Below are 25,936 nucleotides of genomic sequence, written 5' to 3'. Positions count from 1 at the left end.
CCGTATCGATGATGTTGGTGATCGCCCTGTTGGCCGCTTGTTCCAGCGGCAAAAAAGAAGAGAAGTCGATTAAACTCGCCTACGTGGCGTGGGATTCCGAAATCGCGAGCACGAACGTCGTCAAAGAGGTGCTCGAGTCCAGGCTGGGCTACGCGGTGGAGATGATGCAGGTCGACGCGGGCCCGATGTGGGCGGGCATCGCGGACGGCAGCGCGGACGCGATGGTCGCGGCCTGGCTCCCGGGCACGCATGCTTCCTATTGGGAGAAATACCAGAAGGACGTCGTGGATCTCGGCACGAACCTGGACGGGACGAAAATCGGCTTGACCGTTCCGGCCTACATGGACATTCAGTCCATCGAGGATTTGAATAAACCCGAAGTCGCCAAATCGATCAACAACCGGATCGTCGGGATCGAGCCGGGCGCCGGCATCATGATGGCGGCCGAAAAAGCGATCAAGGAGTATCCGCTGAAGGACATAGCGCTGCTCGAGAGTTCGTCGGCCGCGATGGCCCAAGAACTGCAGAAGGCATACGACAATAAGCAGCCGATCGTCGTCACGGGCTGGACGCCGCACTGGATGTTCGCGAAGATGGACCTCAAATACTTGGACGACCCCAAAGGCGTCTTCGGCGGAGACGAGCAAATCCATACGATCGTCCGCAAAGGATTGGACAAAGACAAGAAAGACGCGTATACGTTCCTGGACCAGTTCGAATGGACCTCGGACGACATGGCGAATGTCATGGTCGAGATCCAGGGCGGCAAGTCCCCCGAAGACGCCGCCAAGGCATGGGTGGAAGCCAACAAAGACAAAGTGGACGCCTGGGTGAATGGCGCGGAATAAGATATCGATAGGCGGTCAATCCTGCGGGAATGGCCGCTTTTTCGTTTGAACAACGGCGAGGGGGATCGGATCCGAATGATCAGCGTGTATACCGTTCTCGTCATCATTGCGATCAACATCGTTTACGTGTCGCTCTCCACGCTGCGGCTGATCTTGATGATCAAGGGCCGGAAAGCGGTCGCGTCTTTACTCTCGACCGTCGAAGTTTTCGTCTATTTGCTCGGTTTGACGCTGGTGCTCCGTAACGTATCTGATCCGGTCAATATGGCGGCTTACTGCGTAGGCTACGGTCTGGGCGTCTATTTGGGGAACAAAATCGAAGAAAAACTGGCCCTCGGCTATTTGGTGGTTCAGGTGATCGTGGATTCCGCGGAATTGGAACTGCCGGTCCAATTGAGGAACCTGGGATACGGAGTCACCTCTTGGCTTGCGGACGGACGGGACGGCAAACGGATGGTCATGCAGGTGCTGGTGAAGCGAAGCAACGAAGAACGATTGATGTCCTCGTTATCCGAACTGGCGCCGAAGGCGTTCGTCATTTCGCACGAACCGTCGCGATTCCAAGGCGGCTTTTGGACGCGGGTGACGGAAAGACACCGGGTGCGGTAGGGAAACGCAAAAAAACATCCTATGCGATGGCCATATAAATTATTACAAACAACTTAATTATAAAGATGAGATTGTCAGATAATCCGTCCTTTGATATAGTTTAGGAAACGTTGCGCTTCCATCGCGCTTGGTGACAAAAATCTACAAAAAATTTACAAACAACTTTATTAGAAAATTTAAATTGTCGGTAAAGCAATCATTTGTTATAGTGTAGGTAAGTCAATCTTTCCCATAATCGCATAACCGAGCTTAATTCCCGGTTTCGGCCGGGAAGCGGGGGAACCAATCTTGTGGGGCGAATCGGTCCTTGCCGGGGCCGTAGGGAACCATCTATCCCGAGTCCGTCAGCTAACCTCGTCAGCTTTGGATGGGTCAGGCATGTATTCGGCGGAACGAGTATGCTCCGTTCGTCTATTGACCCGTGCAGCGGGTCTTTTTTGTTGCCGCAAAAGACCCTGTCGGGAAAGAAAACCATGTTTGAGGAGGGTGTTTATGGCACAACCGAAGTACATCACCGACATCGACAAGTTGACGCATATTCCGGAACAGGACCGCCAGAAACTCAAACGCATTACGGAGAAGTTCGTTTTTCGGGTGAACGATTATTACCTGAATCTGATCGATTGGAGCGATCCCGCCGATCCGATCCGCAAGCTGGTCATTCCGAACGAAGACGAACTCGGGGAATACGGAAGGTGGGACGCCTCCGACGAAGATACCAACTATGTCGTCCCCGGGTGCCAGCATAAATACGGTTCCACCGCGCTTCTCATCGTTTCCGAGGTGTGCGGCGCCTATTGCCGGTACTGCTTCCGCAAGCGGCTGTTCCGCAACGACGTAAAGGAAGCCGTGTCGGATGTCGAGCCCGGCTTGCAGTACATCGCCGAGCATCCCGAGATCAGCAACGTCCTGCTGACCGGCGGCGACAGCCTGATCCTCGGCACGCCCAAATTGCGGACCATCATCGAGCGTCTTCGGGCCATCGACCATGTCAAGATCATCCGTCTCGGTTCGAAGCTTCCGGTATTCAACCCGATGCGCATATACGAAGACGAGGCGCTGCTCGATCTGATCCGTGCTTATTCCACGCCCGAGAAGCGGATTTACGTGATGGCCCATATCAACCACCCGCGCGAAATCACCCCCGAAGCGATGAAGGGTTTCGAAGCGCTGCACCGGGCCGGCGCGATCGTGGTCAATCAGACGCCCGTGCTGCGCGGCATCAACGACGATCCGATCGTGCTCGGCGAGTTGCTCGACCGTTTGTCCTGGGCGGGCGTGACCCCGTACTATTTCTTCGTGAACCGGCCGGTGGCGGGCAATAAGGCGTTCGTCCTGCCCTTGGCCAAAGTGTACGAGATCGTAGAGCAGGCCAAAGCGAGAACGTCCGGGCTGGGCAAACGGGTGCGGCTTTCGATGAGCCATACGTCCGGAAAAATCGAAATCCTGGCGATCGAGAACGGCAAGGCGTACCTGAAATACCATCAGTCGCGCGAGGGAAATTACGGACGGTTCATGACGCTCGATTGTCCGCCGGACGCTGCCTGGTTCGACGATTTGCCCGGCAACGAGCGCTATTGGACCAAGCCGGCGAAGAAGACGGATGCGGTCGTCTCCGTCAACGAGCTCGCCGACCTTCCGCCGGCGATTCGCAGAAAGCAGCATGCGTACGCCGCGAAGGACCCGGTTCGGGGAACGGTTAGCTCCTAAAATTTGCCCGGTCTGGGCGAACGCAAACACGGCATTTGAACCTCCTCCATATACCTATTGGGAAATGCATCCTTGGAGGAGGAGTTCCTTTTGGAATACATGGATATGTTGTCGAGGCTGGGCGTGTCTTCCGCGCATCCGGGCGGCTTCCGGGCGACCCGGAGGCTGCTCGGCCAACTCCCCGCGTCGGACTTGCGCATTCTGGAAGTCGGCTGCGGCACCGGAAGGACCGCGTGTTACCTGGCGAAGCAGGGCTATCGCGTCACCGCTTTGGATCAGCACCCCCTGATGCTGGAGAAAGCCCGGAAGCGGGCGGCGGAGGAAGGGTTGGACGGAATCGAGTGGGTGGAGGGCAGCGTAACGGCTTTGCCGTTCGAGAACGAGACCTTCGACGTCGTGTTCGCCGAATCGGTCACCTTGTTCGCGGGGCTGGAGCCGTCCATCCGGGAGTATTACCGCGTACTCAAGCCGAATGGACGGCTGCTCGACCGGGAAATGGTCCTACATGAGCCGATGCCCGAGGAAACCTATGACGAAATCCTGGATTATTTCGGCATCGACAAGATCGCTTCGGTGGACGAATGGATGGAATGCCTCCGCGGAGCCGGCTTCCGCTGCGACAGGCCGCAGCCGGAAGCTTTCATGAGCCATGAAGCGGACGTAGACGAGAGCGAGCTCCAGGATCTCGACTTGACGACGTTGTTCGATCCCGAGGTGGGCATGGGTCTCCTGAAATATACCCAGCTGATGCTGGCCCAGGAACAGTATTTCCGGGCTTGCGATTTCTCGGCCGTCAAAGCCTGAAACGGTATCATTTGGGCGGCGGGCGGCATACAATAGGTCAGATCGCGACGGAAGGCGGGAAATTTCGATGAACGGGAAACGTCATCCCGCGATGGATTGGCAGCAATTTCAACGGGACTTGATGAAGCAAATGCCGTTTATCGGCAAGGACTTGGACGCGGGCAACCTTTCGAACTTCGTGCAGAAGGCGATCGGGGAATTCCTGCCGAAGGCGGTGCCGGGCTGGCAAGGGATTCTTCCCGCATTCAACAAGGAGATCGATTACGAGCTGTTCGAGACCCACCGTTCGATTTTCGTCCGCTGCAAGCTCCCGGAAGGGACTTCGCCCCGCAGCGTCCGTTTTTTCGCCACCCGGAGAAAGCTGAAAATCGAGCACGGCAGCGAGTCGCAGGAAATCCCATTGCCGTCGGACATCAACACCGGCCGCACGATTGCCCGTTTCCATGAAGGCGTGTTGGAAATCCGGATGCCGAAAATCAACCACGCCGAGCCGTTTCGGGAAATTTTCATCCGGGATTCGTAGACGACGCGCCTTTATCGCCCGCCGATTCGGCGGGCTTTTCGCCGTTTCCCCCGAACGGACGGCGGGGGCGGATATGGCAGGCGGGTCCGCTGTTGGGCGGACCTTGCGGCTTCGCGTCGTGCGGCAACGAGCCGGGAGGGGGATCGTCGGCTGGCAAACCCGGGAAGGCAGGCCCGCCCGGAGGACGCGCCGGACTCGCGAATCCGGGCAAAGGCTCGTCCGGCCCGAGCGGCCTTTGGACGTTCAAGCCGATGTTCAGCTGGCCGGACAAGCTGTCGATGTCCAAGGTGCCGAAATGGCTGCTGTAATCCACCCGTTCCACCACGACCTTCTCGGCATGCTGAATCACCAGCGGCGGGCAAGAGGGCTTGTCCTCCGACAACCGCCGGATTTGCCTTTCCACGGTCTCGACCCGCTTTTCCAGCTCCCGAACCCGTTCCCGTTCGCGGGCGCGGGGTCCGAAAAGCCAGTCCAGGAGCGCCATACGTTCACCTCAATCGATGGGAATCGTCTTTTTCCAAGCCGGAGGAAGGGGGATGCGCACGATCAAGGTGCCCTGACGGAACGTCGCCCGGATGGCGGCGTTCGATCCGTCGATCTTCACCGGCAGGCCGATCGGGCGTTCGAAGCTTCCCGTGAACCTTTCCGAGTTTACGGGGACGTGCTGGGGAAACAACGCTTTGGCTTCTCCTTTGATATAAAGAACCTCGTCGCCTACGGACAGATGGATATCTTCCTTCGCCACTCCCGGCAAATCGACGATGACCAGCACTTCGGTATCGGAGGTCAGCACGTCCGCGGCCGGGAACAGGGGGCGCTTGCCCATCGGTTTGCCCTCCCAGACGGGGCTTTCGCCGGCGGCTTCCGCGGATCCGGGCGTCCCGCTGAACATGTCCGACCAAAAATCGTTGCCGGTAAAGCTTCTCGCCAGCTCCAGCCATCTGTTGATTTTGTCGGAGTTCATTTCGGCCTCAACCCTTTACCAGAGTTCAGCGATGCTCTTTTCATTTTATTTTCGCAAGGCGCCGGAAATGACAAGGGGTTCATATTTCGGGACGACGGCGAGTAAGCTTACGTATAAGCCTCCGGAAAGGAGAATCCCCCATGCCCCGGGTTCCGATCGAGATTAACCTAGGAAACGTGAAGCTGAACAACGTCGACCATCTCAGTTCCGTCTCCGTCGGTAAGGCGTGCAAGATCAACCGGAACGTCGCCGCCAAGAAAAACCAAGGCTTCGGGCAGCAGCACGCCGACGGCGTCCGGAGGGTGCTGAACGTCCATTGGACTTTGGATGACGAGGCGATCGACGCCATCTCGATCAAAGTCACCCGGTATCCGGGGAGCCGGCCAAAGGAGTGAGCGCGATGCCGAATCACCCCCCCTGCATGATCATCAACATCCATATCATCAAGGTCAATTCGTTCGAGAACGCCTCGGCCATCAACGTCGGCCAGAACTTGCTGGCGGAGTGGCACAATTCGGACAAGAAAAACATGGGGATCGGGCAAAACATGGGGGACGGCGCGGAATTCCTGGGAACGCGGAGCTTCGTGGACGATCGGGACCAGCTCGACTCCAACTCCTCCTTCGAATCGGACCGCATCGCGCTTCCGACAAGGGGGAACGCTTCGTGAGCCTGACCCCGGTCATGGTGAACATCCTGGGGCTGAAAATCAACGCCATCGACAATGGAGCGACCGTGCAGATGGGAACCGCCCAGCAGATCGACTTTTTCGTGTCCTACAAGCGCAATCAAGGCATCGGCGAGCAAAACGGGGATTTGTCGCCGATGTCCTTCACCTTGTCTTGGGTCAGAGACCAGGAACTGATCGATTCGCCGACGTGGAAGATCAGCCTGCTTTAGCCGATAAAAACACAGGGAGGAAATCCGATGTTCTTTTTCGCGCCGACGGCGGTGAACATCCTCGCGTTCAAGGTGAATTCCAACGATAACGGTTCCGTGGTAGGCGCCGGCCCGCTGCAGTATATCGACCAATTCGTTTCTTATAAGCGCAACCAGGCTCTTGGGGAAATCAACGGCGATTTGTCGCCGTCCAACGTGCCGATCAACCTGTTGGCAGACCCCGATTTGAACGACAGCTCTTCCGTCAAGAACAGCGCGGTGTGAGAAAACTCCCGCAAAAAAGATCCCCGGGGAATCGGATTCCCGGGGATCTTCGCGCTGCCGCGGGTTCACTGTTCCGTCAGGATCAGCGGACCGTCGGCGGTGATGGCGATCGTGTGCTCGTATTGCGCGGACAAGCTGCCATCGGCCGTCCGGGCGGTCCACCCGTCGGGATCGATCTTGCAGGCGAACGTGCCGATGTTGAGCATCGGCTCAATCGTGATGACCATCCCTTCTTTAAGGCGGGGCCCCCGATGAGGCGGACCGTAATGCGGGACTTGCGGCTCTTCGTGCATTTCCTGCCCGATGGCGTGGCCGATGAACTGCCGGACGACGGAGTAGCCGTTCGACTCGGCGTACGTTTGGATGGCGTGGGATATGTCCCCGATCCGGTTGCCGACGACCGCCTGCTCGATGCCGAGGTACAGAGACCGCTTGGTTACGTCCAGCAAGCGGCGAGCCTCTTCCGAGACTTGGCCGACCGCGTAGGACCAGGCGGAGTCGGCCAGCCAGCCGTCCAGGTTGACGACCATGTCGATCGTGACGATGTCCCCGTCGTTCAGCGGTTCGTCTTTTGGAAAGCCGTGGCAGATCACGTCGTTTACCGACGCGCAGGTGGCATAGGGATAGCCGTGGTAGCCTTTTTGCTCGGGAATCGCCCCGCGGCTGGCCAGGAAGTCCTCGACGAACCGGTCGATTTCCATCGTGGTGACGCCCGGACGGATTTTACCGGCGATCTGCCGGTGGCACTCGGCCAGGATTTTCCCGGCCGCTTTCATCTTCGCGATTTGTTCTTTCGTTTTCAAAGTAATCAAAGCGTTGCTCCCCTCCGTCGTGCTGCCCTGCTCCATTCCATTATACTACGCAGGCGGCGAAAGTGCGGCCCGGCCGTTAGTGCAGCAGCGGATCCTTCTTCAGGTCGACGTGGAGCCTGTCGCTTCCGTCGATTTGGGCCAGCGATACGTCCCGCACGTCCTCGACGCCTTGCCGCTTTAAAGACCGGCGCAGCCACTCCAGGTCTTTGCCGGCCGCCTCCAGGGCGCTCGACATCACGGTGCCGTCGACGATGACGGCGCGGGGCTCCCCTCTGGCGGCTGCGGGCACACGCAGATCTCTCCTCGACGCCGGCATGAATTCCGGTTTTTTCTGAACGGACAGGCTGCCGTCCGTCTCCAGGTACGCGAGCTCCACTTCGTCCACGTAAAAGACGTCTTTTTTGCGGAGCAGCATTTGCAGGTCGTCCATCGTCAAGCGGACCTTCGCCATGGCATTCTCCAATATTTGCCCCTGCCGGATGACCGGGGTAGGCTTGGAATTGAGGATGCCGCGGGCACGGACGCTCTTCAGCGCGATCCACCCCGCCAGAAACGCCATCCCGCAAAAGACGCTGAGCGGAATGGCGCCGGTCTTTAAACTGAGTGAACGGTCCAAGATGATGATCCCGCCGATATCCCCCATCGTGATGCCTGCGACGAAATCGAAAAAGGTCATTTGGGAGACCAGTTTCTTGCCCAATATACGAGACCAAATGAGGAGAATCACGAATACGGCGGCGGCGCGGCCCGCCATTTCCCAACCGTTCATCCGTCAGCCTCCCGTGCCCGATTTCCCCCTGAGTATCTCCCGACGCGTTTCCATTCATTCCTTCCCGAACGTCTGTAAACCGGGGGACTGACCGAGGCAATCGCGGATATTGGCCGGACCGGGCATCCGTACTGACCGTATAAATAACCATGGCATAAGTTAGGGATGTGATGAGGAATCACAATCCTGCCAAGGTGGTGATGATTCATGGGCTTCCCGGTTGGCGGCATCGGCTTCGGCTGCGGAGTCGGGTTCGGAGGCTTCGGCGGATACGGAGCATTAGCTTTCGTGCTCGTGCTGTTCATCCTGCTGGTCATAATCATTCGCGCAGGCTTCATCATCTAGCTTCGATTCCCGGCGGTCGTTAGACCCCAAGCGTCGGCGTTTGCCGGCGCTTTTCCGCATGATGGGGCGGGCATCCGAATACACCCGGGGGTTGTCGGGCAACGCTACGGGAAAAAGGAAGAGATTGGTGATCGCGATGAACGTACGGGAACTCATGATCAAGGACGTCATCCAGGTGACCCAGGACACGCCGCTGAAAGAGGTGCTGGGGCTTTTCGTCCGGCATAAGATCGGCGGGGCCCCGGTCGTGAACGAACGGGGACAGCTGACCGGCATGGTCAGCGACGGAGACGTGCTGCGGTTCATCAAGCCCATTTCGCCTAAATACGTCAACCTGTTTTCGTACTATGTGGAGCTGGACCGGGTACAAGCCGAAGAGCTGATTCCGGCCCAACTGGAGAGACCGGTACGGGACTGCATGAAGAAGTCGAACCTGGTGACGCTGCAGGAATCCGACGGTTTCGAAGAACTCGTTTCCATTCTGTCCCGTCATCATTTCAAAAAAGTCCCGGTGCTGGATCCGGACCGGCGGGTCGTCGGCGTGATCAGCAGAGGGGACGTCCTCCGATACATCGTCTCCAAATGGATTCAGCCGTAAGGGCGGCCCGTTGGGGCGCGCGCTTACGGCTGAATGGAGAAGGCGTGCGGGGATTAACCTTTGACGGCGCCTGCGGTGACGCCCTTGACGATGTGCTTCTGCAGCAGGATGAAGACGACGATGGAAGGAAGCACCGCCATCACGACGGCCGTCATCGTATACTGCCAGTCGGTATTGTACTGGCCGACGAAGGAGTAGGCGGCCAGCGTCAGCGTCTTGGTGTCGGGCGAACCGTTGACCATGAGCAGCGGAAGCAGGAAGTCGTTCCAAATCCACATGACGTCGATGACGGCGATGGTGGCGGTCACCGGCTTCAGCAGCGGGAAAACGATGCGGAAGAACAGGCTGAAGCCGGTCGCTCCGTCGATCATGCCGCTCTCGTCGAGCTCTTTCGGCACGCCTTTGACGAAGCCGTGGTAGATGAACACGGCCATCGGAGCGCCCAGCCCCCAATACTGCAAGCCGAGACCCCAAACGCTGCCCGCCAGGTGCAGGTTCTGGGCCAGCTTCAGGACGGTGACCATGATGCTCTGGAACGGGATCAGCATCGGAATGATGACGAGCATGTACAGCAGGGCGCTGAACTTGCTTTTCGTCCGGGCCAGCTTGTAAGCGGCGACGGAGGAAATCAGGATGATGCCCGCAAGGCCGAGAGCCGTAATCACGACGTTATTGACGAACAGCTTCGGGTAATCGATGTATTTCCATACATACGAATAGTTCGCGAAAGTCCACTGGTGAGGCAGCGCGATGACGTCGCGCATGACCTCGCCGAACGATTTGAACGAATTGTAGAACACGAGGATGATCGGGTACAGGAACAGCAAGGCGACCGCGATCATCACGATTTCGAGCGCCGCGCGGGCCGTTTTGTTGCCAGCCATTACTGCTCGACCTCCTTGCGTTTGAAATAAGTCAGCTGAAGCACGGTGATGATCAGCACGACGACGAACAGAACGAGCGCTTTGGCCGTGCCGTAGCCGAACAGGTTGTTTTGGAACGTCTCCCTATAGATATCGAAGGACACGCTGTACGTCGATCCGCCGGGACCGCCTCCGGTCAGCGACAGGATGACGTCGAACACCTTGATCGAGTTCGTCAGCGACATGAAGACCGCGATCGTGACGGAAGGCGCGAGCATCGGCAGGACGACGCTGAAGAAGCGGCGGAACGCGCCGGCGCCGTCGACCTTCGCCGCTTCCAGCAGGTCGGACGGAACGGACTGCAGCCCCGCCAGGTAAATCACGATATAGAACCCGATCGACTGCCACACGGAGACGAGCAGGACGGAGACGAAGGCCAGCTTCGGCGTGCCCAGCCAGCTCCAGCCCCAGATCGGCCAACCCGTCGTGTCCGCCAGGGACGCGAAGCCTTGGGAAAAGATGAATTTCCAGATAAACCCGACGATGACCAAGCTCAAAATGTACGGGATGAAGAACGCGGCCCGCAGCAGCGAAGACGTCTTCAGCTTCTGGTCCAGCAGCACCGCGATCACGATGGCGAGCACGTTGGACAAAACGATGAACAGGATGGAGAATTTCACGGTAAACCAAGAGGCGCTGCTGAAGTTGGCGTCGCCCGAGAAAATTTGCCGGAAGTTGTCCATTCCGATGAAATTCACCGATCTGGAAATGCCGTTCCAGTCCGTCAGCGAGTAGTACATACTCATGAAGAACGGAATGTAGAAGGCCAGAACGATGCATATCAAAACCGGCAACGTAAACATCCCGAACTCGATTTTGCCGGATGTTTTTCTCCCGATTCTCTGCATGTCGGTTCACTCCCCATTTCATAACCGCCCGATACGAGGGCTTTAAGCTAGTTCCCATTATATAAAGTGCGCTTCATGCGCCGAAATATAGATTCGTGATCAATTAAGGGTAATAACGTGTACACTTCCGCCGCGAAATCGGTTATGGCGCTCCGCTCGCGCATCGTTATAATGAAAGAATCCACTCTACAGAGACGGGGGACCCGGAATTGGGGAAGCTCTGGCTATGGCTGAGGCGGCTGCCTCGGCGGCTGATCCGTTCGGTAACCGGGCGGCTGGCGGGCAAACTCATCCTGCTTTTCGCTACGATCATCGTGCTGTCGGTCGGCTCTTTGACTTATATTTCCTACAAAACGCTGGAGAACGAGTCGTTCAAAAGCAACGTCAGCGGGACGGGGAGCAATTTGGCGATCGTGGGCAAAAACCTGGACAAGTTCCTGTCGGAAGTGGACCAGCTGTCGCTGCCCCCGCTGCAATTCGAGCAGCTCATGCTCGCCATCCGCAACGAAGAAAACGACTACGCCTCCCAGCTCTATTTGGAGGATTACGTTCGGGGGCTTTATTATTCCCGCGGCGATCTGGTCGGCGTTTACCTTTATTTGATCGACGAACAAAAATATTACTATATTTCGCGTTCCGATCCCGATATCCGCGTGCGGGTGGCGGCCGACACCGCGCTCAAAATCCCGGCCGCCCCTTGGTACCGGGCAACGCTGGATAACCCGCAAAACCGTACGGTGCAGACGCTGCTGCTCGGAGAGAACGCCGGTTACGCCGTGGACGCCCGAACGGCGTTCATGGGGTACCACCGCGTGTACCGAAGCCTGATCGACCGCAAGCCCCAGGCCATGGTTTCCTTCTTTTTCAACACGTCCGGGCGAAATCAGATCATCGGGGACATCCCGATCGCGGACGGGGAACAGGTCGTGCACGTCGACCCGGACAACCGGCCGTTCTACTGGAGCAACGCCGGTTTCTATCAGGACATGGCACGCGGAGGCTTGTTCCGGCAGATGGATGAAGACGGAGGACGGAACCGGCTCGACTGGGCCGGGCCGGACGGCGCCAAATACTTGATTCTGTATAATCGCCACCAGGAGAGCGGCTGGAAGCTGATCAAGGCGATCCCGTATTCGGAAATCAACCGGGCCGCCCGCACGAACCGGATGTACAGCTATGCGATCGGGCTGGGATTCCTCATCGTTTCCCTGCTGCTGGTCACCGTCACATCCAATGCGATCACCCGTCCGCTCAAGCAGCTCTCACGGAAGATGAGCCGGTTCGGGGACGGTTTTTTCGACGTGGAAGTCGAGGTCAAAGGCCACGACGAAATCGCCCGTCTCGCGGCGCGGTTCAATTCCATGGTCATCCGGACGAACGATCTGATCAACGAACGGTACCGGATGAAGCTGGTGGAGAAAAGCGCCATCCTCAAGGCGCTCGAGGCGGAAATCAACCCGCATTTCCTCTACAACGCGCTTCAGGCCATTTCCACCAAGGCGTTGAAAAACGGCATGACCGACATTACGGATATGGTAGACGCCCTCGCGCTGACGCTTCGATACAGCATCAGCGACAAAGACGTCGTCACGCTGCAGGAGGAGCTCCGACACATCCGGCAGTATTTCACGCTGCAGAAGGCGCGGTTCGGCGAGCGGTTGATCGTCGCGTACGAGCTGGAGGAAGAGGCGATGGGTTTGCTGATCCCGAAGCTGTCCGTCCAGTCGCTGGTGGAAAACGCGATTAAGCATGGCCTCGAGAAAGTCTCCTCGCCCGTGACGATCACGATCGCCTATGCCAAGCGGGACGGAGAACACGCGATTTCCGTCGCGGATAACGGTCCGGGCATCCCGCCGGACAAGCTGGAGCAAATTCGCCAGTCTTTGGACAAGGAATGGGAAGAGCAGGAGCGGGACAGCATCGGGCTCAAAAACGTGAACACGAGGCTGCAGATGATTTTCGGCGGGGAAGCGCGGCTGGAGATCGCAACGGAGGCAGGAGTCGGCACGGAAATGCGCATGGTATTGCCGGACAGGGGGACAGGTCTTCATGTATAAGGTACTGATCATAGACGACGAGCTGCCGTCGCGCGAAGCGATCCGGATCCTCGGGGAATGGGACCGGCTGGGCGTCGGGGAAATCCGGGAAGCCGCGGACGGCAACGCCGCGATGGAGCTGGTCCGCTCATGGCGGCCCGACTTGGCTTTGGTGGACATGAAGATGCCCGAAATGGACGGGACCGAATTCCTCAAGCTGGCGGAGGCCGAGGCTCCCGGCATGCTCACCATCGTGATCAGCGGCTTCGACGACTTCGAATACACGAAGCAGGCCATCCAATCGAAGGTGGTCGACTATTTGCTCAAGCCGGTCATCCGCCGGGAACTGAACGCGGCGCTGGAGAAGGCGGTCGGTTACCTGGAGGAGCGCCGCAAAGAGGCGAGCGAATCGATCGACAAGGAAATCGCGCTCAACATGTCTTTGCCGAAGTTGAAGGAAAGAATTTATTTGTCGATGATCGAGCGCCATGCGCAGGATCCTTCCCTGGCGTCTTCGCTGAAGCTGATCGACGCGGACCATCCGGATACCCGCCACCTGGCCGCGGTGCTGCGGATCCTGAATTTGGACGAGATCAAGAGCGGGAAATTCCGGGGCGACGTCTCGCTGCTCCATTTCGCGCTGAACAACGTGATCGAGGAGATCGGCACCCGCGTCATGCCCTGTTCCAGCTTCGCCAATCCGAAGGAGGAGCGGGAACTGATCGTCATGTTCCGGTTCAAGGATAACGGGAACGATTCGATGCGCCGGCAGGAAGCGGCTGCCCTGCTGCGGGACGCCTGCCGGAAGCTGGAGAGCATGTTCGCCGTCTCCTCTCTGGCCGCAATCGGTACCGTGGCGGCGAATCCCAGAGAAACGGCGGACTCCTACGATAAGGCGTTGCAGCGGCTTTTGTCCATGAATTTGCTGCGGCTCGGCGATCCGGTCACCGCGGAAGACGCCCCCTCGGCCCGGCCGGCGGAGTGGTTCGCTTTGTCCGGGCGGATCGCGATGATCCGCGGCGCGCTTCAGGATCGCAATCCCGGTTTCGTGCAGGGAATGGCGGAGGATTATTTGGGAAAAATACGCAAGGCGGGCGTCTTCACCCTCGGGGACGCGTTTCGGACGATCGGCGAGATGGAGGTGCTGCTTCAAGATCTGGCTCTGGACATGGGAGTGCCTCCGGAGGAGCTGGAAAGAAGCGGGACGAGGTCCGAAGGGATTTCGCGCGATTTCCGCGATTTCTCCGGCTTTGAAGACCTGTTCATGCGGGTGCTGGACCACTATTGCGAGAAAATCCGCCGGTACTCGAAAGAATTCGGAAGCTTCCGGATCCAGGACATCAAGGAATACATCGACCAACGGTATGCGGAGGACATCAACATTTCGACCTTCACGGAAAAATACTTCCTGAGCCGCGAGTATTTGATGAAGCTGTTCAAGCAGGAATACGGCATGGGGATCTACGAGTACGTCCTGAAGGTCCGGATGGACAAAGCCAAGGAACTGCTCGAGGCGCCGCACTTGAAAATCCAGGATATCAGCGACCTGATCGGCTACAAGGACAAAAACTATTTCAGCAAAGCGTTCAAAAACGCGTTCGGGATGTCGCCCACCGAATATCGGCACCAACTCGAAGACGGAAAATGAGCAGTCCACTTTTTTACCCTCGATGGGATACTTAAATGCATTTCTCTTGAGGACCCGTTTCTCTAGAATGTAAACGTAGTCAAATTCGATTGGGGGCTTAAAGAAATGGTCAAAAAATGGATGAGCTTGTCCCTTGCTCTGGTCCTGACGACCGGCGTTCTGGCCGCCTGCGGTTCCAAGAACGACGGCGGGGCGTCTCCGAGCGCCGGCGGCGCGGCATCCTCTCCGGCGGCTTCGGCCGGCGGCAGCGACGCGCCCGTGACGATCAAGATGTTCACCGCGTCTCCGGAGTATACGGACGCTTTCCACGCGTACATCGAAGAGTACAAGAAAGTGAAGCCGAACGTCACGATCGACCTCGAAATCATGCAGTCCGATTATCCGACGGTGCTCAAATCGCGGATCGCGTCGGGCAATACGCCGGACGTGTTCCAAACGACGGCCGGCGGCGAGATCAAGCAATACGCCGAATACAGCGCCGACCTGACGAACGAGCCGCTGGCCGCCGCCATGACGGACGCCGTCAAAGCCAACATGTCCTATGACGGCAAAGTGCTGGGCCTTCCGGTCAAAGGCAACCTGTTCACGCTGATCTACAACAAGAAGCTGTTCGCCGACGCCGGCATCACCGAAGCGCCCAAGACGATGACGCAGCTGAAGGACGCCGTCGCCAAGCTGGAAGCCAAAGGCATCACGCCTTTCACCAACGGCTACAAGGAATGGTGGGTGCAGAAGCATATCCTCCAGCCTTACATCGACGTCGCCGCGAACGGCAACGCCGCCGACCTGGCCGCGAAATTCCAGCAAGGCCAAACGACGTTCAAGGATAACCCGGTCATGATGAACTACTTCGATTTCGTCGACTACACCGTCGAGCACGGCACGCCGAAGCCGCTGGAAAGCGACCTGAACAAGGAAATCACCGACTTCGCGACCGGCAAAGCGGCCATCATGACGGGTCAAGGCGCTTGGGTCGAAGACGGCATCCGCAAGATCGATCCGAACATCGAGATCGGCATCATGGGCTACCCGGTCGACGATAACCCGGACCATTCCTTCATCATTACGGGCGCCGACCAAGCGCTCCGCATCAACAAGGATTCCAAGGTCGCCCGCGAGACGATCGATTTCTTCAACTGGCTGTACACGTCCGACTACGGCAAAGGCTGGTTCGCCAACGTGGCGAAAGTCATCCCACCGATCAAGGACGGCACGATGCCGGACCTGCAAATGCCGAAAGCGATGGACGAGTATCTGGAAGCAGGCGGCAAATCCGGCGACCTGGCGATCAACTACTCGCTCGACAGCTTCCACCAGAAGCTCGGCGAAATCATGCAGGCCTATATCGGCAAGAGCAAGACGAAAGACCAGGCGATCGACGAGATCCAGAAAGCCTGGATCCAGCTCGGCGCCGCGAAATAATCGAACCGTCCCGAACGGGAAAGAAGGGAAGAAACCATACACGCGCCCGCGCGTCGTATGGTTTCTTTATATACCAGGGGTTAACGGAAGGAGAGGAACGGGTTGGCGAAACGGATTGAGCTGACGGAAAACGGGCTGTTTCTCGTATTCGAGGTGACGGAGGACGGCGACGTGCGGCTGCTGCATTTCGCGGCGGTTCCGTTCGACGAGACGAGGATCCGGGAAGCGCGCAAGCCGGGATTCCGCGCGCTGGAGGTGCAATTGACCGGGGAAGACCGGGCCGAGTACCACGGCAGAAGCCATCGCGCTTCTTATCCGGGCTTGCGCATGAAATACGCGGGGCACGAGGAGGAGCGGAACGCCTTGGGGCGCGCGTTCGCGCTGCGTCTCGCCGATCCCGCGACGGGGCTGGAGGCGGTCTGCCGCTACCAGTTCTACGACGGCTTGCCGATCGTTCGCTGCCGCACGGAGCTGCGCAACGGCGGGAACGCTCCGCTGGGGCTGGAGTATGTCTCCACGGTCGCCTTGACCGGATTGTCCAAAGAAGGGGACCGCGACCGCGACGAGAAAATGGTGCTGTCCGTTCCGCATAACGGTTGGCAGAGCGAGCTTCAATGGCGGTCGTACACGTTGCCGGAACTGGGCTTGTCCCACATGAAGGACCGCAGCTCCAAGCGGATCGCCTTCAGCAATACGGGTTCGTGGTCGTCGGCGGAGCACATTCCGATGGGCTGGCTGGAGAACCGCGAGGCCGGGCTCGGCTACTTCTGGCAAATCGAGCATAACGGTTCCTGGCACTGGGAGCTGAACGATCAGTTCGACCATTTGTCGATCCTGATCAGCGGACCGACGGAGCACGACAATCACTGGTGGAAGAAGCTGGTGCCCGGGGAGACGTTCGAATCGGTGCCGGTCGCGTTCGGTTCGTGCACGGGAGGATTCGAGGAAGCGGCCGGGTGTTTGACGCGATACCGCCGGATCATCCGCAGCCCCAACGAGGACAACCGGGAACTGAAGATCATTTTCAACGATTACATGAATTGTTTGTGGGGCAATCCGACGACGGAGCGGCTGCTGCCGCTGATCGACGCGGCGGCCGAAGCGGGCTGCGAGTACTTCTGCATCGACGCCGGCTGGTACGCCGAAGGGGAATGGTGGGACGGCGTCGGCGAATGGAAACCGTCCGAAAAGCGGTTCCCGGAAGGGATTCGTTACGTGCTGGATTATATCCGCGGCAAGGGCATGGTGCCCGGCTTGTGGCTGGAGCTTGAGGTGATGGGCATCCGGAGTCCGAAGCTCGCGGAGACGGACGACGGCTGGTTTTTCAAGCGCCACGGCAAGCGGGTGGTGGACCGCAGCCGCTATCAGCTGGATTTTCGCAACCCTGAAGTCGCCCGGCATGCCGATGAAGTGATTCGCCGGCTGGTGGAGGATTACGGGGCGGGTTATATCAAGATGGATTACAACATCAACGCCGGCATCGGCACGGAGACGGACGCCGACAGCTTCGGCGACGGCCTGCTTCAGCACAACCGCGCCTATCTGGCTTGGCTGGACCGGATTTTCGCGCGGTACCCGGGGCTGGTCATCGAGAACTGCTCGAGCGGAGGCATGCGCATCGACTACGCGCAGCTCAGCCGCCACAGCATCCAGTCGACCAGCGACCAAGAGGATTACGTCAAGTACGCGCAGATCGCCGCCGCTTCGCCTTCGGCGCTCACGCCCGAGCAGTCGGCGGTCTGGTCGTATCCGCTGCGGGAAGGGGACGACCGGGAGGTCGTGTTCAACATGGTCAACGCCCTGCTGCTTCGCGTCCACCAGAGCGGGCACCTGGCGGAACTGACGCCGGCGCGCCGGGCGCTGGTCAAGGAAGCGCTCGACTATTACAAGCGGATTCGCCGCGACATTCCCGAATCCGTGCCGTTCTGGCCGCTCGGCTTGCCGACGCCGCAGGACGGCTGGATTTGCCTGGGGCTGCGGGCCCCCGGCGGGCGGAATTACTTGGCCGTCTGGCGGACGTTATCGGAGGAGGGAGAGCAAGCGATCCCGATTGCCCGACTCGCCGGGAAACCGGTCACGGTCCGCTGCGGTTACCCGAAAGAGACGGATGCTCGATGGAGTTGGGACGCTTCGGCGGGCGTACTGACCGTGGCGCTGCCCGAGCCGAAGTCGGCCTTGCTGTTCGAATTGACGGAAGGTTGAGGGCAGCAACTGCCATGCCCGGTCGGCATCGGATCCGGCGCGAAAGACCGGCGGAGGGACTTTCACCATGTCCTCGGCCGGTTTTTTCGCGTTACCGGAGAATCAAGAATCAAGTTGTCCGAAGAGCCGAAGCACGCGAAATTATTCGCCCTACAGCAGTAACGAAGGGTCTATCATCCGCCGAAATCCCGATCCTGCGCTGCTTTTATGTAATTTTTTTACACAATTCCGCCGAAATCCCGTTACCGCGCTGCTTTTATGTAATTTTTTAACACAATTCCGCCGAAATCCCGTTACCGCGCTGCTTTTATGTAATTTTTTAACACAATTCCGCCGAAATCCCGTTACCGCGCTGCTTTTATGTAATTTTTTAACACAATTCCGCCGAAATCCCGTTACCGCGCTGCTTTTATGTAATTTTTTAACACAATTCCGCCGAAATCCCGTTACCGCGCTGCTTTTATGTAATTTTTTAACACAATTCCGCCGAAATCCCGTTACCGCGCTGCTTTTATGTAATTTTTTAACACAATTCCGCCGAAATCCCGTTACCGCGCTGCTTTTATGTAATTTTTTAACACAATTCCGCCGAAATCCCGTTACCGCGCTGCTTTTATGTAATTTTTTAACACAATTCCGCCGAAATCCCGTTACCGCGCTGCTTTTATGTAATTTTTTAACACAATTCCGCCGAAATCCCGTTACCGCGCTGCTTTTATGTAATTTTTTAACACAATTCCGCCGAAATCCCGTTACCGCGCTGCTTTTATGTAATTTTTTAACACAATTCCGCCGAAATCCCGTTACCGCGATGCTTTTATGTAATTTTTTAACACAATTCCGCCGAAATCCCGTTACCGCGATGCTTTTATGTAATTTTTTAACACAATTCCGCCGAAATCCCGTTACCGCGCTGCTTTTATGTAATTTTTTTGCACAACTCCGCCGAAATCCCGATCCTGCGCTGCTTTTATGTAATTTTTTTACACAATTCCGCCGAAATCCCGTTACCGCGCTGCTTTTATGTAATTTTTTTGCACAACTCCGCCGAAATCCCGATCCTGCGCTGCTTTTATGTAATTTTTTTACACAACTCCGCCGAAATCCCGTTACCACGTTGCTTTTATGAAACTTTCTTACACAACTCCGCCAAAATCCCGTTACCGCGTTGCTTTTATGTAATTTTTTTACACAGCTTCGCCGAAATCCCGTTACCGCGATGCTTTTATGTAATTTTTTTACACAACTCCGCCGAAATCCCATTACCGTGATGCTTTTTTGAAACTTTCTTACTCAACTCCGCCGAATCCCGATCCTTCGCTTCCCCTTCATCTCGCCGATTTGAAGCACTTACGTGTTTGCGGCCTGACGGAGTCAACGCTTCAACTTGTCCGCGTAATCAGCGCAACTCCCGCGATCGCGGGGAGGATCACGGGGAAGATGACGGGGAATCTGACGGGGAAATCGGCGATACGATCATCCCATCGAGAGGAGATTTCACGACTGTTCTTGTCGGAAGCTTCGCGGTGCCTTATGATGAATGAATCGACGCCGCCATCGGCTTCAGGAGGCCGTTATGAAATCCAAACTCTCCGCCGCCCTCGGATTCCATCCCGTCGCATGGGGCATCCTCATCGGGACCTTTCTCTCGCGGGCTGGTTTTTTCATGGTCATCCCTTTTCTCGGCATCTATCTGGGCAAGGTCAAAGGCATCGACCCCGGCACGATCGGAGCCATTCTGGGGGTCAGCTTCCTGGTAGGTACGGCGAGCAGCTTCTTCGGCGGCGCGTTGTCCGACCGCGTCGGCCGGTATCCGGTGATGGTCGTCTCGATGGTTTTATGGAGCCTGACGTTCGTCGGATTCGCTTTTGCCCGGTCCACGTGGGTCTTTTTCCTGCTCAGCGCGCTGAACGGCTTGTTCCGCAACGTGTTCGAGCCGTCGGCCCGGGCGCTGCTGACCGACGTCGTGCCGGCCGAGCGGAGATCCGACGTGTTTGGCGCCCGGTATTTCGCCATCAACGTCGGAGGAGCGGCGGGGCCGATCCTCGGCCTGAAGCTGGGCGCGGGGGCTTCCTCCTCCCTTGTTCCGTTCTTGATCGGCGCCGGCATTTTCGCGGCGTATGCGCTGGGTATCGTCGCGATGATGCTGAAGTACAAGGAAAAACCGCATGAAACGGCCGAAGCCGGAGTTGCCGCGGTTTCGTTCCGGCAAATGGCGCAAATCGTGTTTACGGACAAGGTGTTCCTCTGTTTCCTGCTGGGGAACTTGTTTGCGGCGGGTGCCTATTCCCACCTGGACAGCACGCTTTCGCAGTATATCGGCCACGACCGGGTGGACTTCTATTCGTTCTTGTTCTTCGTCAACTCCTTGTCCGTGCTGGTGTTCCAATATCCGCTCGGCAGGCTGATGAAACGCGTAACCGCCCTGCAGTCGCTCAAAATCGGGTGCTTGCTGTTCGGATTGGGCTTGTTCGGCTTCGGCATTTTCGAGCACATCGCGCTGCTGGCGGCCTCGATGGCGGTTTTCACGATCGGGGAAATCCTGTGCTTCGTCGTCGGCGACGTGCTGATCGGCGAGATCGCGCCCGAGCGGCTGCGGGGCGCTTATTACGGGGCCAGCGGCTTCGCGTTTATCGGGCAGAGCGTGATGTCCTGGGTAGGCGGATATTTGCTGCATCTGTTGGGCTTCGGCCAAGGTCCGCTTCTATTCGGCATTCTGATGCTGCTGGCGTTCGCGGCGTATCCGTTCTACCAGGCGGGCCAATCCTTGCTCAAGAGACGCGTGGAGATCAGAGGGGAAACGGTCGGTTTTTGAAATGTTGCCGTTTCATCCGCGGCGGCTTGCGGACCGGCAGTAACGGGGTACAATGGGGTTGAGGTGATCGGTTTGGCAACGGAAGAACAGTGGCAGGCGATCGTAGGGAACGAAGGAACGTATGACGGCGTTTTCTATTACGCGGTAGAGACGACGGGCATTTACTGCCGTCCGTCCTGCAAATCCAAAGCTCCGAACCGGTCGAACGTGCGGATATTCGCCGACGCTTCGGCCGCCGAAGCGGAAGGCTTCCGGCCGTGTAAGCGCTGCAGGCCGCAGGGCGTGCGGCTGCCCGATGAAGAATGGGTGGAGCAAATCGTCCGGTACATCGACCGCCATTACGCCGAGAGGCTGACGCTGGAGGAGCTCGCGGACCGCTGCCACGGCAGCCGGTTTCACTTGCAGCGCACCTTCAAGCGGATCAAGGGCGTTTCCCCGATGGAGTACGTGCAGCAAGTCCGGATGGACCAAGCTTCGGAGCGCCTGGTCACGACCGGCGAGTCCGTGCTGGAAATCGCCCAAGCCGTCGGCATCGGGGGGGCCGCTTATTTGACCACTTTGTTCAAGCGGAAAACCGGACTGACCCCGGGGGCTTATCGGGAACGGATTTGGCAGGACAGACGGCATGCGGAAACGTCGGAGGGAGCCGATTCGGCGAATCCCGCATAAGACGACGTTTCTCGTTCGAACGCCGGAAGGCACATCGGATGGGCTTGGCGGACCCATACTAAGGGGAGTCCCTTAGAAAGGAGCCAGGTCCGATGAGCGACGAAGTCAAGCCGAACGGATCGCAGCGCGCAGCGCCTCCGCCGGACGATCCGAAGAAACAGGGCAGGTCCGCGGCCAAGAAGAAATCCAAATAAAACAAGCAAGCCCATCTTCCTTGGCGGGACGGTGGGCTTGTTCGTTTCGGTCGGCGAGACCGACTTTACGCTGTGTACTTTTTGTTAAGCCGGTGCGGCTAGCTTTCAGACCCTGGTCGAGTGCGGCGAGCTTTAGACACTGGTCGAAGGTGCAATGCATCCGGTTAAGTCGGTGTGACCGACTTAAAGCCATGGTTGCAGGTGTTGTGCATCCGGTTAAGTCGGTGTGACCGAGTTAAAGCCATGGTTGCAGGTGTCGTGCGTCCGGTTAAGTCGGTGTGACCGAGTTAAAGCCATGGTTGCAGGTGTCGTGCGTCCGGTTAAGACGGTGTGACCGACTTAAAGCCATGGTTGCAGGTGTCGTGCGTCCGGTTAAGACGGTGCGACCGACTTAAAGCCATGGTGAAGGTGTCGTGCATCCGGTTAAGACGGTTTGACCGACTTAAAGCCTTGGTTGGATACGTGGTCGGCGACTCGCTCTTCGAGCGGCCGATCGGGATCGTGAAAAGTCAGCAACAATCGCACGGAAAATCCCTGGAAAATCCGACATTCCCGGCTATATGGACAATTCCCCGTTCCGTGTTAAGATGAACGATGGAAGCGGATTCAACCGAAGGGAAGGGAGGGGAGGGGAAGCGTGCTGCCGCACATCACCAAACGGTTCAACGACATGAAGCTCCGCGACAAAATGATGCTGTCCTACGTGTTGTTTTTCCTCCTTCCGTTCCTGATCATCGGCTTCTTCGTCGTCCGGGAATACCGGCAATCCGCGCTGGACAAGGCGATGGAGCAGACGGAAAATTCGATGGAACGCGTCAAGGCCCGGACGTTCGATCTGCTGGGCGTCGCCGAGGCGCTGTCCAACCGGTTGTCGCTGGACTCGGACCTGGAGAGCGTCGTGACGACCCGTTATCAAGACGCCGGCCAAGTCGTGGATGCCTATAAGAGCTATAAGACGTTTCAAATGTATTTGGATTTCAACGAGGAAATCACCCGGATCAAGCTGTACGCGGATAATCCGTCGCTGCTCAACAACTGGGAATTCATCCCCCTCGACGAGCCGACGAAGAGCGGTTTCTGGTACCAGTCGGCCATCGCTCAGGCGGGACGGATCGGATGGTACTATTTCCCGAGCGAAAGCCGGGGAGCAGGCAGCATGCTCAGCCTCGTCCGCAGCGTCTATTTCCAAGGCAGCCGCACGTTCGGCGTGCTCGACATCGATTTGAACACGACCCTGCTGAACAAGACCCTGCTGCAGGAAGATTCCGAGACGTTGCTGGCCGACGCCAACAACGTGATCGTCGCTTCGAACCGGCCGAACATGATCGGAAAGCGGATCGGCGACACCCATTTGGGCGAAGAGCTGGCCATGCTGGAACCCGGTACTTACGAACGCAGCATCGACGGTCAGCGGTCCAAAGTGCTGATCGGGGAATTGGCGCCTGCCCAAAGCTTCACGAATCTCAAAATCGTATCCGTTTTCTCGATCCGGAGCATCACGAAAGAAGCGAACCGGATTAGCGAACGGGGATTGCAAATCATCTTGTTCGTCACTGCAGCCGCTCTCCTTCTGATTTATCTTATCTGCGCCGTATTGACCAAACGGCTCCTCCTGTTCAACCGCCAGATCAACAAAGTCGCCATGGGCAATTTCAACGCGGCGCTGATCGTGGACGGCAACGACGAACTCGGGCAAATCAGCCGCCAGTTCAACCAGATGGTGGCGAACGTCAAGGAGCTGATGGAGGAAGTCAACCGTTCGCACGAACAGACGAGCGAGCTGGAGCGGAAACAGAACGAAATCAAGCTGAAAATGCTGGCGAGCCAAATCAACCCCCATTTTCTCTACAACGCCCTCGAATCGATCCGGATGAAGGCGCATTTGAAAGGGGAGAAGGAAATCGCGCAAATCGTGAAGCTGCTCGGCAAACTGATGCGCAAAAACCTGGAAATCAAAGGCCGCGAGATCAGCTTGGAAGAGGAAATCGAGATCGTCCGCTGCTATTTGGAAATCCAGAAATTCCGGCATGACGACCGGCTGGAGTACGAGCTCGAGATCGATCCGGGAGCGGAGCGCGCGCGGATCTTGCCGCTGCTCGTTCAGCCTTTGGTCGAAAACGCCGTCATCCACGGCCTCGAAAGCCATGCGGAAGGCGGAGCCGTGCGCGTGAAGGCGATGCTGCGGGAAGATGGGCTGGAAGTAAGCGTGGCGGACAACGGGGCCGGCATGCCGCCCGAACGGCTGGCGCAGATCCGGGAATCGGTCGGGCATCAAGACGCCGACCGGATCGGCTTGCATAACATCCAGCAAAGGCTGCGAATGACGTACGGAGAGTCGGCGGGGCTGCGGATCGAGAGTTGGCCCGGCAAAGGAACGGTCGTGACTTTCCGGATTCCGTTGGAGGGTATGCAGGATGTATAACGTACTGATCGTAGACGACGAGAAGCTGATCCGGGAAGGCCTGCGCACGATCGTAGACTGGGAAGCCTACGGGTTCCGGGCGGCGGACGCCGCCGCGGACGCCGAGGAAGCGCTGCGGAAGCTGGAAACGTCGGATGCGGATTTGATCGTCGCGGATATCCGCATGCCGGGCATGGACGGCCTGCAGCTGATGGAGAAGGTCACGCGGCGGCCGGGAAAGCATCCCCGCTTTCTGTTCCTGAGCGGCTACGCGGATTTCGACTACGCGCGGACCGCCATGCGCTTGAAAGCGGACGGCTATATGCTGAAGCCGGTGGACGAGGACGAGCTCGTCGAATATTTGATCAAGCTGAAGCCGATTCTCGACAAGGAGAGGGCCGCCGCCGAAGCCGGCAAATCGGCGGAGCCTATCCTGCTTTCGCTGCTGACGGGCAGCTCCCGTCTGCCTTCCGAATCGGAATGGGCCGCTGCCGGCCTGCTGTGGCCGGGTTACGAGCTGATCCTCATCCGACCGCACGGCGACGGGAAGAACGGCGCGGATACGTCTGCCCGCCTCAAGCGCAAATGGGCCGAGACGCTCGAATCGGACGGCGCGGGGACGGCGTTCGCACTGGAATCCTGCATCGTCCTTCTGCTTCGCGAGGACTTCCGTTCCGTTACGGGGCGCCATGCCCGGATCCACGCCGAGATTATGGAGGCTTGCCGGGAAGAGGGGATATCCTTTACGGCCGTGACCGGCGGATCGACCCGGGAGATCGTGGAGATCGAGGCTCTGTATCGCAGGGCCCGCGAGCTGATCTCCGCCCGATTTTGGCTCGGGGACGACCGGATCTACGACCGGGTACCGGCCATGGAAGCGCAGGCCGCGGAAGGGGCCGAAAGTTTCCGGACGGATGACTTCGAGGAGCGGCTGTTCCTGTCGCTGGACATCGGCAACGCCGAATCGGCGGCCGCTCTGATCCGGAAAGCCGGACGGGCGATGGCGGCGGAAGGCAAGCCGGGCGAGGACATCAAGGCGGCTTTCGCGGCCGCGACCGGTTCCGTCATCGGCAAGCTGGCCCAGAGCCGTCCGGAGCTTCGTGGGCGCAGCCATGCTTGGTCCGCCGAAGCGTTCGCCATCCACGGGGAGCCGCACTATCGGGGCATGATGGAGCGGCTGACGCGGCTGGCGGAGGAAATCGCGGGGAGCCTGCGGGGCAGCGGGAACGAACGGCATATCCGCAAAATGACGGATTTGATCCACCGCCGCTACCAGGAGAACTTGAAGCTCGAGACGTTGGCGGAGGCGCTGGGGTATAACAGTTCCTATCTCGGCAAGCTGTTCAAAAGCGTCACCGGCGAATCTTTCAACACCTACTTGGACAAAGTCCGGATCGGGAAAGCCATGGAGCTGCTGGAGCAAGGCATGAAGGTATACCAGGTGGCGGAACGGGTCGGCTACTCCAACGTCGATTATTTCCATGCCAAGTTTCGCAAGTACGTCGGCACTTCGCCGACCGCGTATCGCAAAAAGTAACGCATAACGGCGTCCTTCCGGGGGCGCCTTTTTTTGCGGATGCGCGGTCACGACCTCTAATTTTTATATGATTTTGCGCCCGATCTGTGGTGTAG

The 25,936-nt window shown here is 58.1% G+C and carries 26 protein-coding genes and 1 riboswitch; of the genes, 20 read left to right on the top strand and 6 right to left on the bottom strand.

Features of this window, described 5'->3' with window-relative positions; translation table 11 throughout:
* Nucleotides 1–8: 8 nt before the first annotated feature.
* The 5 genes from PTZ19_RS10995 (at nucleotide 9) to PTZ19_RS10975 (ending at nucleotide 4,494) form a co-directional block, all read left to right on the top strand.
* Complete coding sequence (locus tag PTZ19_RS10995; RefSeq protein ID WP_422614996.1) at nucleotides 9–848, top strand: glycine betaine ABC transporter substrate-binding protein; 840 nt, start codon at nucleotides 9–11, stop codon at nucleotides 846–848.
* Between the two features lie 75 nt (nucleotides 849–923).
* Nucleotides 924–1,457 carry a DUF2179 domain-containing protein gene (locus PTZ19_RS10990; protein ID WP_276354428.1) on the top strand — a complete coding sequence of 178 codons (534 nt, stop codon included), beginning with the start codon at nucleotides 924–926 and terminating at the stop codon, nucleotides 1,455–1,457.
* A gap of 236 nt (nucleotides 1,458–1,693) precedes the next feature.
* A riboswitch (cyclic di-AMP (ydaO/yuaA leader) is annotated at nucleotides 1,694–1,835 on the top strand.
* A 114-nt stretch (nucleotides 1,836–1,949) separates the two neighbouring features.
* Nucleotides 1,950–3,167 carry a KamA family radical SAM protein gene (locus PTZ19_RS10985; protein WP_276354426.1) on the top strand — a complete coding sequence of 406 codons (1,218 nt, stop codon included), beginning with the start codon at nucleotides 1,950–1,952 and terminating at the stop codon, nucleotides 3,165–3,167.
* 99 nt (nucleotides 3,168–3,266) lie between these two features.
* Nucleotides 3,267–3,971: a class I SAM-dependent methyltransferase gene (locus tag PTZ19_RS10980; RefSeq protein ID WP_276354631.1), complete on the top strand. Its 705-nt coding sequence runs from the start codon at nucleotides 3,267–3,269 to the stop codon at nucleotides 3,969–3,971.
* Between the two features lie 67 nt (nucleotides 3,972–4,038).
* Nucleotides 4,039–4,494, top strand: coding sequence for an Hsp20/alpha crystallin family protein (locus PTZ19_RS10975; RefSeq protein ID WP_276354424.1), 456 nt, complete (start codon nucleotides 4,039–4,041; stop codon nucleotides 4,492–4,494).
* Here PTZ19_RS10975 and PTZ19_RS10970 read toward each other — a convergent pair.
* Together PTZ19_RS10970 and PTZ19_RS10965 are read right to left on the bottom strand one after the other, a co-directional pair.
* Nucleotides 4,478–4,978: a hypothetical protein gene (locus PTZ19_RS10970; protein WP_276354423.1), complete on the bottom strand. Its 501-nt coding sequence runs from the start codon at nucleotides 4,976–4,978 to the stop codon at nucleotides 4,478–4,480. The two genes, PTZ19_RS10975 and PTZ19_RS10970, sit on opposite strands and share 17 nt — an antisense overlap.
* 9 nt (nucleotides 4,979–4,987) lie before the next feature.
* Nucleotides 4,988–5,458: an Hsp20/alpha crystallin family protein gene (locus tag PTZ19_RS10965; protein WP_276354421.1), complete on the bottom strand. Its 471-nt coding sequence runs from the start codon at nucleotides 5,456–5,458 to the stop codon at nucleotides 4,988–4,990.
* A gap of 140 nt (nucleotides 5,459–5,598) precedes the next feature.
* Between PTZ19_RS10965 and PTZ19_RS10960 the strand changes: the two genes are divergently transcribed.
* From PTZ19_RS10960 to PTZ19_RS10945, 4 genes are read left to right on the top strand one after another with little or no spacing between them, the layout of a single operon-like run.
* Entirely contained in the window at nucleotides 5,599–5,853 is a 255-nt protein-coding gene (locus PTZ19_RS10960; protein ID WP_276354419.1) for a hypothetical protein, read from the top strand.
* 5 nt (nucleotides 5,854–5,858) lie between these two features.
* The gene (locus tag PTZ19_RS10955) at nucleotides 5,859–6,128 is read left to right on the top strand and encodes a hypothetical protein (RefSeq protein WP_276354418.1); all 270 of its coding nucleotides are present in this window, start codon (nucleotides 5,859–5,861) and stop codon (nucleotides 6,126–6,128) included.
* Complete coding sequence (locus tag PTZ19_RS10950) at nucleotides 6,125–6,358, top strand: hypothetical protein (RefSeq protein ID WP_276354417.1); 234 nt, start codon at nucleotides 6,125–6,127, stop codon at nucleotides 6,356–6,358. The genes PTZ19_RS10955 and PTZ19_RS10950 overlap by 4 nt, the downstream gene beginning before the upstream one ends.
* Nucleotides 6,359–6,385: 27 nt before the next feature.
* Nucleotides 6,386–6,622 (top strand): hypothetical protein, encoded by a 237-nt coding sequence (locus PTZ19_RS10945; protein ID WP_276354415.1) that lies wholly within the window; start codon nucleotides 6,386–6,388, stop codon nucleotides 6,620–6,622.
* Nucleotides 6,623–6,687: 65 nt separating this feature from the next.
* On the opposite strand, the gene map is transcribed toward PTZ19_RS10945, so the two are convergent.
* Together map and PTZ19_RS10935 are read right to left on the bottom strand one after the other, a co-directional pair.
* Nucleotides 6,688–7,434, bottom strand: coding sequence for a type I methionyl aminopeptidase (gene map, locus PTZ19_RS10940; RefSeq protein ID WP_276354414.1), 747 nt, complete (start codon nucleotides 7,432–7,434; stop codon nucleotides 6,688–6,690).
* A 76-nt stretch (nucleotides 7,435–7,510) separates the two neighbouring features.
* A complete protein-coding gene (locus PTZ19_RS10935; RefSeq protein ID WP_276354413.1) occupies nucleotides 7,511–8,203 on the bottom strand; it encodes a DUF421 domain-containing protein in 693 nt (230 codons plus the stop codon).
* Between the two features lie 207 nt (nucleotides 8,204–8,410).
* Here PTZ19_RS10935 and PTZ19_RS10930 point away from each other — a divergent pair, with 207 nt between their 5' ends.
* Complete coding sequence (locus PTZ19_RS10930; RefSeq protein WP_276354412.1) at nucleotides 8,411–8,548, top strand: sporulation protein YjcZ; 138 nt, start codon at nucleotides 8,411–8,413, stop codon at nucleotides 8,546–8,548.
* Between the two features lie 136 nt (nucleotides 8,549–8,684).
* Entirely contained in the window at nucleotides 8,685–9,146 is a 462-nt protein-coding gene (locus PTZ19_RS10925; RefSeq protein ID WP_276354630.1) for a CBS domain-containing protein, read from the top strand.
* Nucleotides 9,147–9,199: 53 nt separating this feature from the next.
* Here the strand turns inward: PTZ19_RS10925 and PTZ19_RS10920 are convergent, their stop codons facing one another.
* Both PTZ19_RS10920 and PTZ19_RS10915 read right to left on the bottom strand, forming a co-directional pair.
* Entirely contained in the window at nucleotides 9,200–10,030 is an 831-nt protein-coding gene (locus PTZ19_RS10920; RefSeq protein WP_276354411.1) for a carbohydrate ABC transporter permease, read from the bottom strand.
* Nucleotides 10,030–10,917 carry a carbohydrate ABC transporter permease gene (locus PTZ19_RS10915; protein ID WP_276354409.1) on the bottom strand — a complete coding sequence of 296 codons (888 nt, stop codon included), beginning with the start codon at nucleotides 10,915–10,917 and terminating at the stop codon, nucleotides 10,030–10,032. The genes PTZ19_RS10920 and PTZ19_RS10915 overlap by 1 nt, the downstream gene beginning before the upstream one ends.
* 209 nt (nucleotides 10,918–11,126) lie before the next feature.
* On the opposite strand from PTZ19_RS10915, the gene PTZ19_RS10910 reads away from it, so the two are divergent.
* The 9 genes from PTZ19_RS10910 to PTZ19_RS10870 all read left to right on the top strand — a co-directional run bounded on the left by PTZ19_RS10910 (nucleotide 11,127) and on the right by PTZ19_RS10870 (nucleotide 25,841).
* Nucleotides 11,127–12,974: a sensor histidine kinase gene (locus PTZ19_RS10910; protein ID WP_276354407.1), complete on the top strand. Its 1,848-nt coding sequence runs from the start codon at nucleotides 11,127–11,129 to the stop codon at nucleotides 12,972–12,974.
* Nucleotides 12,967–14,601, top strand: coding sequence for a response regulator transcription factor (locus PTZ19_RS10905; RefSeq protein WP_276354406.1), 1,635 nt, complete (start codon nucleotides 12,967–12,969; stop codon nucleotides 14,599–14,601). Before PTZ19_RS10910 ends, PTZ19_RS10905 begins: the two co-directional genes overlap by 8 nt.
* Nucleotides 14,602–14,706: 105 nt before the next feature.
* Nucleotides 14,707–16,023, top strand: coding sequence for an ABC transporter substrate-binding protein (locus tag PTZ19_RS10900; protein WP_276354404.1), 1,317 nt, complete (start codon nucleotides 14,707–14,709; stop codon nucleotides 16,021–16,023).
* A gap of 102 nt (nucleotides 16,024–16,125) precedes the next feature.
* Complete coding sequence (locus PTZ19_RS10895; protein WP_276354403.1) at nucleotides 16,126–18,225, top strand: glycoside hydrolase family 36 protein; 2,100 nt, start codon at nucleotides 16,126–16,128, stop codon at nucleotides 18,223–18,225.
* Between the two features lie 67 nt (nucleotides 18,226–18,292).
* Complete coding sequence (locus PTZ19_RS10890; RefSeq protein ID WP_276354400.1) at nucleotides 18,293–19,354, top strand: hypothetical protein; 1,062 nt, start codon at nucleotides 18,293–18,295, stop codon at nucleotides 19,352–19,354.
* 447 nt (nucleotides 19,355–19,801) lie between these two features.
* The gene (locus PTZ19_RS10885; protein ID WP_276354399.1) at nucleotides 19,802–21,040 is read left to right on the top strand and encodes an MDR family MFS transporter; all 1,239 of its coding nucleotides are present in this window, start codon (nucleotides 19,802–19,804) and stop codon (nucleotides 21,038–21,040) included.
* A 72-nt stretch (nucleotides 21,041–21,112) separates the two neighbouring features.
* Nucleotides 21,113–21,709, top strand: coding sequence for a bifunctional transcriptional activator/DNA repair enzyme AdaA (locus tag PTZ19_RS10880; protein WP_422614993.1), 597 nt, complete (start codon nucleotides 21,113–21,115; stop codon nucleotides 21,707–21,709).
* Nucleotides 21,710–22,540: 831 nt separating this feature from the next.
* A complete protein-coding gene (locus PTZ19_RS10875) occupies nucleotides 22,541–24,325 on the top strand; it encodes a sensor histidine kinase (RefSeq protein ID WP_276354396.1) in 1,785 nt (594 codons plus the stop codon).
* A complete protein-coding gene (locus PTZ19_RS10870; RefSeq protein ID WP_276354394.1) occupies nucleotides 24,318–25,841 on the top strand; it encodes a response regulator in 1,524 nt (507 codons plus the stop codon). The genes PTZ19_RS10875 and PTZ19_RS10870 overlap by 8 nt, the downstream gene beginning before the upstream one ends.
* The last annotated feature ends 95 nt before the right edge of the window (nucleotides 25,842–25,936 follow it).

This window comes from Cohnella caldifontis (genome assembly GCF_029360585.1).
GTDB lineage: Bacteria > Bacillota > Bacilli > Paenibacillales > Paenibacillaceae > Cohnella > Cohnella caldifontis.
The sequence above is the reverse complement of the archived record's forward strand: the minus strand, read 5'-3'. Positions and strand labels throughout refer to the sequence as shown.